Raw genomic sequence first — 12,593 nt, 5'->3', positions numbered from 1 at the left:
CCCAGCCGTGACGCCCTTGCCGCTGATCGCCTATCGGCTGGCGACGCGCGCGCTGGAGCCGCTGGCCCCGCGCCTACTGGATGCGCGCGCCAGGCGGGGCAAGGAAGACCCGGTGCGGGTGGACGAGCGGATGGGCTTCACCCGCACCCCGCGCCCCGCAGGCGATCTGGTCTGGCTGCACGGCGTCAGCGTGGGCGAGAGCCTGTCGCTGCTGCCCGTGGTCGAGCGGCTGACGAAGGCGCGGCCGGACCTGACCGTTCTGGTCACCTCCAGCACCGTGACCTCGGCGCAGATTCTGGCCGAACGGCTGCCGGCTGGCGTGATCCACCAGTATGCGCCGGTCGATGCGCCGGGCGTGGTCGAACGGTTTCTGGATCACTGGCGGCCGGGTCTGGCGGTCTTCGTCGAGAGCGAAATCTGGCCCAATCTGCTGCTGGAGGCGAAGCGGCGGGGCGTGAAACTGGCCCTGGTCAGCGCGCGCATCACGGAAAAGACGGTCGAGGGCTGGGCGCGGTTTCCGGCTTCGGCGCGGGCGCTGACCGGCGCCTTTGATCTGATCCTGCCGCAGGATGCCGTCTCGGCCCAGCGGCTGGAGGGCATGGGCGCGCGGATCGACGGTCTGGTGAACCTGAAACTGTCGGGAGACGCCCTGCCGCACGATCCCGCCGCCTTCAGCCGTTTGAGCGCCGCCATCGGCGACAGGCCGGTGATCGTCGCCGCCAGCACCCATGAGGGCGAAGAGATCGCCATCGTGCGCGCGCTGGACCATTTGAGCGAGCGGGTCTGCCTGATTCTGACGCCACGCCATCCTGAGCGGGGGGCGCATATCGCCCAGGCCCTGCAACGCGACGGCTACGCCTTCGCCATACGTTCGCGCGGCGAGACGATCGGGCCGGACACCGACATCTATCTGGCCGACACCCTGAACGAGATGGGCCTGTTCCTGCGCCTCGCCGATGTGGTGGTGATGGGCGGCTCGTTCGCGCCGGCTATCGGCCTGCCGCCCGTCGGCGGGCACAATCCGCTGGAGCCCGCGCGGCTGGGCAAGCCGACGATCACGGGGCCGGATGCATCCAACTGGGCGCCGGTGACGTCGGCCATGGTCGAGGCGGGGGGCCTGGCCCTGGTTCAGGCGCCGTCCGACCTGCCCGGCGTGATCGAGCCCCTGCTGGAAGACCTGAACGCGGCCAAGGCGATGGGCGAACGCGGGCGTCGCGCGGCGGTCGAGGCTGGAGGCGGGCTGGAGCGACTGTGGGCGCTGCTGTCGCCGCTGATGCCGCAGAGGCAGGGCCGGCGATGAAGCTGAACACGCCGCGCTGGTGGTATGTGCGCGACAGCAACCACGCCCGGATGACGCGCACGGCGCTGAAACCGCTGGGCTGGGTCTGGGCCGCCGTGACGGCGCGCCGGATCGCCAAGACGGTCCCGGCCGACCCCGGCTGCGCGGTCATCTCGGTCGGCAATCTGACGGTCGGCGGATCGGGCAAGACGCCGGTCGCGCGCGAAACCCTGCGGCTGCTGCGGGCGGCGGGGGTGGAGGCGCAAGGCCTGTCGCGCGGCTATGGCGGGCGGCTGGAAGGGCCGGTCCGCGTCGATCCTCAAATCCATACGGCCGACGATGTCGGGGACGAGCCGCTGATGCTGGCGCAAGGGTCGCCGGTCTGGATCGCGCGCGATCGCGTGGCGGGCGCCAAGGCCGCCGTCGCGGAGGGGGCGCAGGCCCTGGTGCTGGACGACGGCCATCAAAACCCGGCCCTGAAAAAGACCGTCAGCCTGATCGTCGTGGACGGCGAGACGCGCGGCGACGAATGGCCGTTCGGCGACGGATCGGTCTTTCCCTCGGGCCCCATGCGCGAGCCGTTGAAGGCCGGGCTGGCGCGCGCCGACGCCGTGGTGGTCATGCTGCCGACCGATGTCGAAGAGGCCGATCCCGAACTGATGGCCGTGTTCGGCGCCCTGCCCGTCTTCGTCGCGCGCCTGACGCCCGAGGGGCCCCCGCCGTCGGGGCCACAGGTCGGGTTCGCCGGCATCGCCAAGCCCTGGAAGGTCGAGCGGTCGCTGAAGGCGGCGGGCTGCGACCTGGTCGACTTCGTCCCCTTCCCCGACCATGCGGCCTACAGCGCCGCCGACATGACGTTTCTGACCCACCGGGCGGCGGTGTTCGACGCTGGCCTCGTCACGACGGAAAAGGACTGGGTCCGGCTGACGCCCGAGCAGCGCAAGGCCGTCGTCGCCTGGCCGGTCGTCGCCCGGTTCGAGGACGAGGCGGCTTTCGCCGCCTTCCTGAACGACAGAATTCAGTCGGCGCGATAGACCACGCCGGACTTCATCACGAACTTCATCCGCTCCAGCTCGGTCACGTCCGACAGCGGATCGCCCGAGACGGCGACGATGTCGGCGGGCATGCCCACGGCGATCTTCCCGGCCTCATTGGCGATGCGCAGGTGTTCGGCGGCGCCGACGGTGGCGGCCTGGATGGCTTCAAGCGGGGTCAGGCCGGCGCGAACCAGAAGCGCGAACTCCTGGGCGTTGTCGCCGTGGGCCGAAACGCCCGAGTCGGTGCCGAAGGCGATCTTTACCCCGCCCTCATGCGCGCGGCGCGCCATGTCCAGCATCTTGGGCCCGGCCTCCAGCGCCTTGGCCGTCTGGGCGGGGGTGAAGAAGTTGTCGGGTCCCGAGGCGATGCGCGCCACGAAATCCCCGGCCAGCAGGGTCGGGATCAGCCAGGCGCCGTTCGACTTGAACAGGCGGATCGACTGGTCGTCCAGATAGGTGCCGTGTTCGATGGAATCGCCCCCGGCCCGCAGGAAGGCGTTGATGCCGTCGACCCCGTGGGCGTGCGCCGTCACCTGGCGGCCCATGCGGTGGGCGCTGCCGACGATGGCGGACAGTTCGTCGTCGCTGAACTGCTGGTTCAGACCGGCGGCGGTGTTGGACAGCACGCCGCCCGTCGCGGTGATCTTGATGATGTCGGCGCCGGCGCGAACCTGGGTGCGCACGGCCCGCATGCAGTCCTCGGGCCCCGAGCAGATGCTTTCGGACGACAGCAGGTGCATGACGTCCTCGCGATAGCCGTTGATGTCGCCATGCCCGCCGTGGATCGACACCGACGACCCCGCCGCAATGATGCGCGGCCCCGGCACGTCGCCGTTCTTCACGGCGTTTCGCAGGGCGAAGATGGCCTGGTTCGAGGCGCCCAGATCCGCCACCGTCGTAAAGCCGGCCATCAGAGTGCGACGCGCATAGCGGGCCCCGACCATCGCCTGATCCGCGTCCGAAAGCGTCACTTCCTCAAGGCGTGCATTGGGGTTCTGCTGGCTCGTCAGATGGACATGGCTGTCGATCAGGCCGGGCAGGACGAAGGCCTGGCGCAGGTCCACGACCTTGCCTTGAGACGGGTCGCCGACAAAGCCGTCGCGCACTTCAACGATCTGGTTCCCTCTGATCACGAGAGTTTTATCGCGCTGCACAACGCCGTTCGTCGGATCAGCAAGCAACCTTCCGGCTTCAACGAACGTTGTGTTGGGTTGCGTTGAAACGCCTGTGGCCACGGGGGTTTGCTGCGCATGGGCGCTTACCGCCGACGCCATCACCGCCGCCAGCGCGATCCCGAAACGTTTCATCGATCTCTCCCCGCGACGCGTCGGCCGCAAAAATGCCCCACAAGGCTCAGGTTGCCTCGCCTGTAACCAACTGAAACAAACACGCCTCAAGACCAACCGCAACGAGGGCGTCGCATGCGGCTATCGAGACGAGGACTTATTCTGGGCGGATCGGCCATGTTGGCGGGATGCGCCAGCGCGAGCGCTACGGCGCCGCTGACGACGGCCCAGAACGGAACTCCGATCGCCATGCCGCAGGTCGGTCTGCCCACCGTCCAGACCTCCGCCCTGACGCCGCCGCCGCTTGATCCGCGCGGTCACGTTCGCAAGGAGCTGATGGAGCGCGCCATGACCGCGCTGGACACTCACCATCATCGCCTGCCTCTGCGTGACCGGATGTATCTGGTCGATTTCCAGAAATTCTCGGGCGAGGAGCGGCTGTACGAAGTCGACCTCATCGCGGGTGAAGTGAAGGTGCTGCGCACCTGCCACGGTCGGGGATCGGACCCCAGCCACACCGGCTATGCCCGGCGCTTTTCCAACACGCCGGATTCCAACATGTCCTCGATCGGCGCCTATGCGACGGCGGGCGCCAACTGGGGCGCGCAGCAGGGGCCGAACGTCCTTTTGGACGGGCTTGAATACACCAACGACAAGGCGCGCGAGCGGGCCATCATCGTCCACGGCGCAGACTATGCCGATCCCGACTTCCTGGCGCGTGAAGGCAAGCTGGGTCGTAGCTACGGCTGTTTCTCGGTCGCCCACACCGACCTGCCGGCTTTGCGCGAACGCATGGGCGAGGGCCGACTGCTGTTCGCAGCGGCGTAGGCTTCAGCCCCGCTCCAGCGCGCGCCAGCCGATGTCGGAGCGGTTGAAGCCGCCAGGCCAGTCGATCTTCTTGATGGCGGCATAAGCGCGTTCGCGAGCCTGCGCGATGTCGTCGCCCTCGGCGCAGACGTTCAGGACGCGGCCGCCCGAGGCGGCCAGCAAGCCGTCGTCGCGGCGCCTGGTTCCGGCGTGGAAGACCTGGACGTGGGGGCCGAAGTCCTGGTCGGCGCCGCGGATGATCGAGCCTTCTAGCGGGCTGTCGGGATAACCTTTGGCGGCCATGACCACGCAGATCACCGTCTGAGGCTTGAAGGCGGGCGAAGCCAGGCCCGAGACGTCGCCGCGCGCACAGCCCAGCAGATAGGGTACGATGTCGCCCGCCATCCGCATCATCAGCACCTGGCATTCCGGGTCGCCGAAGCGGGCGTTGAACTCGACCACCTTGGGGCCGTCCTCCGTCGCCATCAGGCCGGCGTAGAGGACGCCGCGATAGGGCGCGCCCTCTTCGGCCATCTTGCGGATCGTCGGCTGGACGATCAGCGCATCGGCCTGCTGCACCAGCTCGGGCGTGAATACGGGCGCGGGCGAATAGGCGCCCATGCCGCCGGTGTTGGGGCCAAGGTCGCCGTCGAAAGCGCGCTTGTGGTCCTGGGCGCCGCCGAACAGCAGGGCGCGTTGGCCGTCGCACAGGGCGAACAGCGAGCCTTCCTCGCCGTCCATGAACTCCTCGATCACGACGCGGGCGCCGGCCGCGCCGAACCGGCCGCCCAGCATGCGCTCGATCTCGGCCTCGGCGTCGGGGCGGTCGGGGCTGATGGCCACGCCCTTGCCGGCGGCCAGGCCGTCGGCCTTGATGACATAGGGCGGGCGGAACACGTCCAGCGCCGCCTTGGCGTCCTTGACCGTGTCATAGACGCCGTAACCGGCGGTGGGGATTTCGTGGCGTTCAAGAAAGCCCTTCGAAAAGGCTTTGGAGGTTTCCAGCTGCGCCGCCTTGGCGGTCGGCCCGAAGCACGGAATGCCGGCAGAAGCCAGGCGGTCGGCCAGACCGGCGGCCAGCGCCACCTCGGGGCCCACAACGACCAGGTCGGCCTTGATCTCTCTGGCCAGGGCGGCCAGGCCGTCGGCGTCGTCCGCCTTGACGGCGCGCAGCTCGCACAGCTTCTCGATACCGGGGTTGCCGGGCGCCGCCACCAAGCGCGTGACCAGCGGCGACTGGGCGATCTTCCAGGCCAGAGCGTGTTCGCGGCCGCCCGATCCGACGAGAAGAATGTTCATGAGATCGGGCAATGACCGGCCGGCGCCGGCCGGTCAAGCGCCCGTCAGACTTAACGCCGCATTCAGCGTCCCGTCAGCGTGCAGGCGGGGTCCACGCCGGCAAGGCCTGAAGCTGACCGGGCGTCAGATCGGTAACCAGATCCCGGTCGCCGTTGCGGTCGATCGGAGACACGTCCGCGACCGGCACCCGCACCTTCATGTCGCCCGGTCCTTCCAGTTCGACGACCAGATGGGTCAGGGCGCCCGAAGCGTCCAGCACCAAGGTTTCGACATCGCCCAGATCGACGTTGGCGCGCGAGTACAGGTCCGCATCCTCCAGCTGATCGCGCGTCATGTTGAACGCCAAGGCGGCGTTCGAGGCTGCGGCGTCGGCCTGCTGGTCCGGCAAGGCCACGGGCGCTGCGCCCGGCGCAGGGGCCTGGACCACATCGTCGTCGCGATCCGAGCAGGCGACGATGCCGCCGGTCAGGCAAAGAATGGCGGCGAGCGGGACGAAGCGGTTCATACGGCCTCCTTGGGCTCTAGAGCAGGGCCGAGACGACATAGACGCCCAGGCCCAGCAGAATGATGCAGCCGATGATCAGCCACGGGCTCATGGCCCCGCCGCCCCCGGCGCGGCGCGACAGATCGCGCTCGTGCGGGTCGCGGTCAGAAGGATCGGTTCCGGGCGGGTCGGCGGCCATGAAAGTCGAACGATAGGGCGCGCGCAGCGTTCCCGGACGGATCGACGCAGGCTAGGGTGGGCCCCATGAGCGACGACTCCTACGTATTCGAAGGCCCGGCCGAGGTCCCTGCCCCTCGCGACAACAATCCGCCCCTGTCGATCTCGGAGCTGTCGTTCGCTTTGAAGCGCACGCTGGAAGACCGTTTCGGCCATGTGCGGCTGCGCGGCGAGGTCTCCAAGGTCAACCGCCACGCCTCGGGCCACGTCTATCTGACGCTGAAGGACGACAAGTCGGCTATCGACGGCGTGGTTTGGAAGGGGTCGGTGCGCGGCCTTGGCGTTCAGCCCGAGGCGGGGCTGGAAGTCATCGTCACCGGCAAGATCACCTCCTATCCGGCGCGGTCGTCCTATCAAATCGTGATCGAGAGCATGGAGGCGGCCGGCGCCGGCGCCCTGCTGGCCCAGTTGGAGCGGCTGAAGGTCCGGCTGCGTGAGGAAGGCCTGTTCGAGCCGGGTCGCAAGAAGCCCCTGCCCGCCTTTCCCGCGACCATCGGCGTAATCACCAGCCCGACCGGGGCGGTGATCCGCGACGTGCTGCACCGGATCGCGGAACGCTGGCCCTGCCGCGTCATCGTCTGGCCTGTGGTCGTTCAGGGCGATTCGGCCTGCGGTCAGGTGTCGAACGCCATCCGCGGCTTTGATGCGATGACGCCCAACGGGCCGATCCCCCGCCCGGACCTGCTGATCGTCGCGCGCGGCGGCGGGTCGGTCGAGGACCTGTGGTGCTTCAACGACGAAGGCCTGGCGCGGACCGTGGCGGCGGCGCGCATTCCGATCATCTCTGCCGTGGGGCACGAGACCGACACCACCCTGATCGACTTCGTGTCGGATCGCCGGGCGCCGACCCCGACGGGCGCGGCCGAAATGGCGACGCCGGTGCTGGCGGACCTGCGCTATGCCGTCGCGGACATGGACCGGCGCATGGTTCAGGCAGGCGGGCGGCTGATCGAGGATCGACGCACGCGCCTGCGGGCGGTGGCGCGCGGCCTGCCGGCGCGGCCGGAGGATCTGCTGGCCCTGGCGCAACAGCGGCTGGACCATGTGTCGAGCCGGCTGGGATCGGGCTTGCAACGCAACGTCGCCCTGCACGAGCGGCATCTGGCGGTGACCGGCGGCAAGCTGAGCCCGGCCCTGCTGCGCACGCGGATCGAGCGGGGGCAGGACCGTCTGCGCGGCGCGGGCGACCGGTTGGGCGCCGCGCTTCAGGCCGGCGTGGCGCGCGGCGAACGGCGGTTGTTGCAGGTCTCCGGGCGGCTGTCACCCGAACCGCTGCATCGGCGGCTGGATCAGCGCCAAGCCCGCCTCGAAGCCGTCGGCGCGCGACTGGACGGCGTCATGCCGCGCCGCCTGGAGCGCGAAAACGATCGCCTGGCGGCGCTGTCGCGCGCGCTGACGACCCTGGACCCCGGCCGTCCCAAGCCCGGCTTCGCCCGCGTTGAAGATTCAGACGGCGCCTGGATCACCTCGGCCAAGGCGCTGGAGCCGGGTCAGGCGGTAAGGCTGGTGTTCGGCGACGGCGTTCAGCCCGCGACGATCGACGGCGGCGAACCCCGTCCGTCCTCGCCACGTCCGGCCGCCAAGCCGAAGCCCTCCGCCGCCGATCAGGGCAGCCTGTTCTGACGGCAGCGCATATGATCCGCGTTTTCCGCTTCGCCCCGGCGCCGCTTCCTGCTAACCGCGCCGCATGAAGATCACGCGCCTCGCCGTCACCGCCTATGTGTTCGCCCTCCTGATCATCGTCCTGGATCAGCTGACCAAGGCCTGGATCATCAGCGGCCTGTCGCTGCAGGAAGTCGGCCGCATCCCCGTCTTCCCGCCGATCCTGAACTTCAGCTGGGTCGAAAACACCGGCGTCAGCTTCGGCCTGTTCGGCGGCGGCGAAGCCCGCTGGGGCCTGGCCATCTTCTCCATCGTCGTCTCGGCCGGCCTGGCCTGGTGGGCGACGCAGTCGAACCGTCGCCTGTTGATCACCGCGATCGGCTTCGTCATGGGCGGAGCGCTGGGCAATGTGATCGACCGGATCCGCTTCGGTTATGTGGTCGACTTCATCGACTTCTCGGGCACCGGCGTGTTTCCCTGGGTGTTCAACGTCGCCGACAGCGCCATCACCATCGGCGTCGTGCTGCTGATCATCGACAGTCTGGTGTCTGACAAACCCGCCAAGGTTGGCGCGGCCCCCGAAAAGTCGTAATCACCCCGTCTTCACTATGCCGACTGCGCCATCGCGGCGCTTCCTGCATCAGCCGACCAGAGCCTGAAACCATGCGTATCCGCAGTGTCGCCGTCCTGACCCTCGTCGCCTCCTCCGCGCTCGCCGTCTCGGCCTGCGGCAGCATCAAACAGGGCATCGGCCTGACCAAGGTGGTGCCGGACGAGTTCGTCACCGTCTCGACCGCTCCGCTCAGCGTTCCGCCGGAATACGGCCTGCGTCCGCCCGCGCCGGGCCAGCCGCGCCCGCAGGAACTGGCCCCCGAAAGCGCCGCGCGTCAGATCCTTCTGGGTCAGCGTCAGGCCGTAACCCGCACGCCGGGCGAACAGGTTCTGGTGGCCCAGGCCGGCGGCGATCAGGCCGACCCGCTGGCCCGCTATGTCGTCGATGACGAGTTCGGCGACCTGGCGCACAAGGACGAGAGCTTCGCCAACCGCCTGATGTTCTGGCGCAAGGACGACGCCTCGACCCAGGCCCCGACGGTCCGCCAGACGGCCGAAGGCCAGAAGACCATCGACGCCTCGACCGAGGCCGCTCGCCTTCAGGCTCTGACCGGCGGCCAGCAGGCCATCACGATCCAGCCGCGTCGCAGCAACGGCTTCAAACTGCCGGGCCTGTAAGAACCGATACGACGGACGCTTGCCACGGCGGCGTCCGTCCTTATTGTAAACGGACCTGATCGGGAGCCGTTTTGCATGACCGAAACCGTCGATATCGCCGCCCTGTCCGGGATCGACCAACTGCGTCTGGGCATGACGGGCGCCTTCATCGCCCCCATCGCCCGCACCGTCGGCTTCGAACTGACCGAAGTGGAAGAAGGCCGTGTGGTGTTCGAGGCCATTCCCACCACCGCCGTCTACAATCCGCTGGGCACGGTCCATGGCGGTTGGATCGCGACGGTGCTCGACTCAGCCTGCGGCTGCGTCGTGCATTCCACGCTTCGGCCGGGCCAGACCTATACGACGCTGGAGCTGAAGACCGTTTTTCACAAGGCGCTGACCGCCGGCACGCCGGTTCGGGCCGAGGGCCGGATCGTTCAGGCCGGTCGCCGCGCGGCCTTCTCGGAGGCCGATCTGCGCGGCCTGGACGGCAAGCTCTATGCGACCGCGACCTCGACCTGCCTGGTCATGGAGCGCTGAGGGAAGCGCTGAGGCCAGCAAGCGTTTGCCGCGCCTCGCTTTAGCCGCTATCAGCGGCGAGCGTTGATGATCGGCCGCCGATCGTCGTGCGCCCTCTCTCGCTGTCGGAAAAATAAGCTGATGCGTCGCGTGTTCACCGCCCTGGCCGCCCTCTCCATCGCGGCCTCCGTCCTGCCCGTCGCCGCCGAGGCCCAGACCTCCCAGCGTCAACGCGAGCGCAGCGGGCAACAGCAGCAGGCCTCGGGTGAAGACGCCGCGCCGTCGCGCGCGCCGCGCATCGCGCCCCTGCGTCGCCGCGCCAACGCCGGCCCCTGCCCGTATGTGAAAATCCTCTACGACGCCGCCCGCTACGTCGAGCTGGAAGGCGGCCGCGCCGCCGTGGCCAACGTCGGCTACACCGGCGAGATCGAGGGCATCGCCTCGGACTGCGAATATCGCGAGGCTAATCCGATTCGCGTCGACATGGACGTGCTGTTCAACCTGGGCCGTGGTCCGCAGGCGGCGGGCGAACAGCGCACCTACCGCTACTGGATCGCGGTGACGGAGCGGAACAACGCCATCCTGTCCAAGGAATATTTCGACCTGCCGGTGAACTTCGAAGGCCAGCGCACCGCCTCGGTGACTGAAAAGCGCACCATCGTCATTCCGCGCGCCGGCATTGAAACCAGCGGCAGCAACTTCGAAATCCTGGTCGGTTTCGACGTGACGCCTGAAATGGCCGAGTTCAATCGCTCGGGCAGCCGCTTCCGCGTCAACGCCGGCACGACGCCGGCCGCGCCCGCGCCTGCCTCCGCACCGAGCCAATAATGTCTGATCTGAAGACCGTCCTCAGCGAAGCGGTCGCCGCCGCCTTCGCCGCCGAAGGCGTGGATGCGGCCCTGGCCCGCGTCACCCCGTCGGACCGCCCCGACCTGGCCGATTTCCAGTCCAATGGCGCGCTCGCCGCCGCCAAGGCGCTGAAAACCAATCCGCGCGAACTGGCCGGCAAGATCGCCGGGCGCCTGAGCACGGATGCCCGCTTCGCCTCGGTTGAGGTCGCCGGACCCGGCTTCATCAATCTGAAGCTCTCCGACGCCCTGCTGGCCGAACGGGCGACCGAGGTGGCGAACGACGCAGACCACGCGGGCGCCGCGACTGTGGCCGAACCGCGCCAGGTCGTCATCGACTACGGCGGTCCCAACGTCGCCAAGCCGATGCACGTCGGCCATTTGCGCAGCGCCATCATCGGCGAGAGCCTGAAGCGGTTGTTCCGCTTCCGCGGCGACCACGTCACCGGCGACGCCCACTTCGGCGACTGGGGCTTCCAGATGGGCCTGCTGATCGTCGCCTGCGGCGACGAGGGTCTGGCCGAGGCCTTCATGGCTGAAGGCGACGGCCCCTTCCCGGCCGAAAGCCCGGTCACCCTGGCCGACCTGGACCGCCTTTATCCGCAGGCCGCCGGCAAGGCCAAGGAGGATCCGGCCTTCCGCGACCGCGCCCGCAAGGCGACGGCGGAACTTCAGAACGGACGTCCCGGCTATCGCGCGCTGTGGCGGCATTTCGTGGCGGTCAGCCGTGAGGCGCTGAAGCGTGAATACGGCGACCTGTCGGTCGATTTCGACCTGTGGAACGGTGAAAGCGACGCCGATCCGCAGATGCCGGAAATGCTGGCGCATCTGAAAGAGACCGGCCTGCTGGTCGAGGACGACGGCGCCCAGGTGGTCCACGTCGCCAAGTCCGGCGAGACGCGCAAGAAAAAGCTGGCCGACGGCTCGGTGATCGAGGCCCCGTCCCCCCCGCCCCTGTTGGTCATCAGCTCGGAAGGCTCGGCCATGTACGGCACGACCGACCTGGCCACGATCCTGGACCGCAAGAAGGCCCTCTCGCCCGACCTGGCCCTCTATGTCGTCGACGAACGCCAGGCCGAGCATTTCGAACAGGTCTTCCGCGCCGCCTACCTGGCCGGTTACGCCGAAGAGGGCGCGCTGGAGCATCTCGGCTTCGGCACGATGAACGGACAGGACGGCAAGCCCTTCAAGACCCGCGCGGGGGGGGTGCTGAAGCTACGCGACCTGATCGATCAGGCGACCGAAAAGGCGCGCGAGCGTCTGCACGAGGCCAAGCTGGGCGACGACCTGTCGCCGGAAGAGTTCGAGGCCATCGCGCACAAGGTGGCCATCGCGGCCCTGAAGTTCGCCGACCTGTCGAACGCGCGCACGACCAGCTACGTTTTCGATCTCGACCGCTTCATGAGCTTCGAGGGCAAGACCGGCCCCTATCTGCTGTATCAGTCGGTCCGTATCAAATCCCTTCTGCGCAAGGGCGCCGAACAGGGACTGACGCCCGGCGCCATCGTCATCTGCGAACCGGCGGAGCGCGATCTGGCCCTGACGCTGGATGCCTTCTCGACGGCCGTGTCGGACGCCTACGACAAGCGAATGCCGCATCTGGTCGCCGAACACGCCTATCGCGTGGCCCAGTCCTTCTCGAAGTTCTACGCCGCCTGCCCCGTGCTGATCGCGCCGGACGAGGCGACCAAACGCTCGCGCCTCGCCCTGTCGGCGGCGGCGCTCAGCCAGTTGGAAATCGCCCTGAACCTACTGGGCATCGACACGCCTGAGCGGATGTAAGCAGGTCTCGATCCTCCCCCGTTCACGGGGGAGGGGGACCGCGAAGCGGTGGAGGGGGCGGATACGCCCCGCCGCCCGCCGGTCAGAACCGAGCCTGTTTTCGCCCCCTCCACTATGCTGCGCATGGTCCCCCTCCCCCGCCATGCGGGGGAGGATCGCCGTTTCGGATGACGCATCGAACCTGATCCTTTAGGCTGGCGGCCG

Annotated in this window: 13 protein-coding genes; 9 read left to right on the top strand and 4 right to left on the bottom strand. The window is 68.6% G+C overall.

Going from position 1 to position 12,593, the window contains the following annotated elements; all coding sequences use genetic code 11:
- Window positions 1-7 precede the first annotated feature (7 nt).
- Both HF680_RS01170 and lpxK read left to right on the top strand, forming a co-directional pair.
- Window positions 8-1,300 carry a 3-deoxy-D-manno-octulosonic acid transferase gene (locus HF680_RS01170; protein ID WP_185223834.1) on the top strand — a complete coding sequence of 431 codons (1,293 nt, stop codon included), beginning with the start codon at window positions 8-10 and terminating at the stop codon, window positions 1,298-1,300.
- Window positions 1,297-2,313, top strand: a complete 1,017-nt coding sequence (lpxK, locus tag HF680_RS01165; RefSeq protein WP_185224294.1) for a tetraacyldisaccharide 4'-kinase — start codon at window positions 1,297-1,299, stop codon at window positions 2,311-2,313. The genes HF680_RS01170 and lpxK overlap by 4 nt, the downstream gene beginning before the upstream one ends.
- Here the strand turns inward: lpxK and HF680_RS01160 are convergent.
- Window positions 2,298-3,623, bottom strand: a complete 1,326-nt coding sequence (locus tag HF680_RS01160; protein WP_185223833.1) for a metal-dependent hydrolase family protein — start codon at window positions 3,621-3,623, stop codon at window positions 2,298-2,300. The genes lpxK and HF680_RS01160 overlap by 16 nt on opposite strands.
- A gap of 114 nt (window positions 3,624-3,737) precedes the next feature.
- Between HF680_RS01160 and HF680_RS01155 the strand changes: the two genes are divergently transcribed.
- The gene (locus HF680_RS01155) at window positions 3,738-4,430 is read left to right on the top strand and encodes a murein L,D-transpeptidase catalytic domain family protein (protein WP_185223832.1); all 693 of its coding nucleotides are present in this window, start codon (window positions 3,738-3,740) and stop codon (window positions 4,428-4,430) included.
- 3 nt (window positions 4,431-4,433) lie between these two features.
- Here HF680_RS01155 and purD read toward each other — a convergent pair whose 3' ends face one another.
- The 3 genes from purD to HF680_RS01140 form a co-directional block, all read right to left on the bottom strand.
- Window positions 4,434-5,708 (bottom strand): phosphoribosylamine--glycine ligase, encoded by a 1,275-nt coding sequence (gene purD, locus HF680_RS01150; protein ID WP_185223831.1) that lies wholly within the window; start codon window positions 5,706-5,708, stop codon window positions 4,434-4,436.
- Window positions 5,709-5,781: 73 nt separating this feature from the next.
- On the bottom strand, window positions 5,782-6,213 hold the full coding sequence (locus tag HF680_RS01145; RefSeq protein WP_185223830.1) for a hypothetical protein: 432 nt from the start codon (window positions 6,211-6,213) through the stop codon (window positions 5,782-5,784).
- 16 nt (window positions 6,214-6,229) lie between these two features.
- Entirely contained in the window at window positions 6,230-6,391 is a 162-nt protein-coding gene (locus HF680_RS01140; RefSeq protein WP_165115848.1) for a hypothetical protein, read from the bottom strand.
- Window positions 6,392-6,456: 65 nt separating this feature from the next.
- Between HF680_RS01140 and xseA the strand changes: the two genes are divergently transcribed.
- From xseA to argS, 6 genes are all read left to right on the top strand, one after another.
- On the top strand, window positions 6,457-8,052 hold the full coding sequence (xseA, locus tag HF680_RS01135) for an exodeoxyribonuclease VII large subunit (RefSeq protein ID WP_185223829.1): 1,596 nt from the start codon (window positions 6,457-6,459) through the stop codon (window positions 8,050-8,052).
- A gap of 64 nt (window positions 8,053-8,116) precedes the next feature.
- Window positions 8,117-8,623: a signal peptidase II gene (gene lspA, locus HF680_RS01130; protein WP_161638781.1), complete on the top strand. Its 507-nt coding sequence runs from the start codon at window positions 8,117-8,119 to the stop codon at window positions 8,621-8,623.
- A 71-nt stretch (window positions 8,624-8,694) separates the two neighbouring features.
- Window positions 8,695-9,261: a DUF3035 domain-containing protein gene (locus tag HF680_RS01125; RefSeq protein ID WP_045810327.1), complete on the top strand. Its 567-nt coding sequence runs from the start codon at window positions 8,695-8,697 to the stop codon at window positions 9,259-9,261.
- Between the two features lie 75 nt (window positions 9,262-9,336).
- Window positions 9,337-9,780: a PaaI family thioesterase gene (locus HF680_RS01120; RefSeq protein WP_039245416.1), complete on the top strand. Its 444-nt coding sequence runs from the start codon at window positions 9,337-9,339 to the stop codon at window positions 9,778-9,780.
- 120 nt (window positions 9,781-9,900) lie between these two features.
- Complete coding sequence (locus HF680_RS01115) at window positions 9,901-10,587, top strand: Tat pathway signal sequence domain protein (protein WP_185223828.1); 687 nt, start codon at window positions 9,901-9,903, stop codon at window positions 10,585-10,587.
- Window positions 10,587-12,389 (top strand): arginine--tRNA ligase, encoded by a 1,803-nt coding sequence (gene argS / locus HF680_RS01110; protein WP_045810330.1) that lies wholly within the window; start codon window positions 10,587-10,589, stop codon window positions 12,387-12,389. The genes HF680_RS01115 and argS overlap by 1 nt, the downstream gene beginning before the upstream one ends.
- The last annotated feature ends 204 nt before the right edge of the window (window positions 12,390-12,593 follow it).

This window comes from Brevundimonas huaxiensis, assembly GCF_014218725.1.
In the GTDB taxonomy this organism is placed as follows: Bacteria; Pseudomonadota; Alphaproteobacteria; order Caulobacterales; family Caulobacteraceae; genus Brevundimonas; species Brevundimonas huaxiensis.
This window is presented reverse-complemented; position numbering and strand designations above follow the sequence as displayed.

What these genes read in the sequence shown, in the direction of transcription:
- lpxK (WP_185224294.1), top strand. Translation starts at nt 1,297, where the DNA reads ATGAAGCTGAACACGCCGCGCTGGTGGTATGTGCGCGACAGCAACCAC.
- HF680_RS01160 (WP_185223833.1), bottom strand. Translation starts at nt 3,623, where the DNA reads ATGAAACGTTTCGGGATCGCGCTGGCGGCGGTGATGGCGTCGGCGGTA.
- HF680_RS01155 (WP_185223832.1), top strand. Translation starts at nt 3,738, where the DNA reads ATGCGGCTATCGAGACGAGGACTTATTCTGGGCGGATCGGCCATGTTG.
- purD (WP_185223831.1), bottom strand. Translation starts at nt 5,708, where the DNA reads ATGAACATTCTTCTCGTCGGATCGGGCGGCCGCGAACACGCTCTGGCC.
- HF680_RS01145 (WP_185223830.1), bottom strand. Translation starts at nt 6,213, where the DNA reads ATGAACCGCTTCGTCCCGCTCGCCGCCATTCTTTGCCTGACCGGCGGC.
- HF680_RS01140 (WP_165115848.1), bottom strand. Translation starts at nt 6,391, where the DNA reads ATGGCCGCCGACCCGCCCGGAACCGATCCTTCTGACCGCGACCCGCAC.
- xseA (WP_185223829.1), top strand. Translation starts at nt 6,457, where the DNA reads ATGAGCGACGACTCCTACGTATTCGAAGGCCCGGCCGAGGTCCCTGCC.
- lspA (WP_161638781.1), top strand. Translation starts at nt 8,117, where the DNA reads ATGAAGATCACGCGCCTCGCCGTCACCGCCTATGTGTTCGCCCTCCTG.
- HF680_RS01125 (WP_045810327.1), top strand. Translation starts at nt 8,695, where the DNA reads ATGCGTATCCGCAGTGTCGCCGTCCTGACCCTCGTCGCCTCCTCCGCG.
- HF680_RS01120 (WP_039245416.1), top strand. Translation starts at nt 9,337, where the DNA reads ATGACCGAAACCGTCGATATCGCCGCCCTGTCCGGGATCGACCAACTG.
- HF680_RS01115 (WP_185223828.1), top strand. Translation starts at nt 9,901, where the DNA reads ATGCGTCGCGTGTTCACCGCCCTGGCCGCCCTCTCCATCGCGGCCTCC.
- argS (WP_045810330.1), top strand. Translation starts at nt 10,587, where the DNA reads ATGTCTGATCTGAAGACCGTCCTCAGCGAAGCGGTCGCCGCCGCCTTC.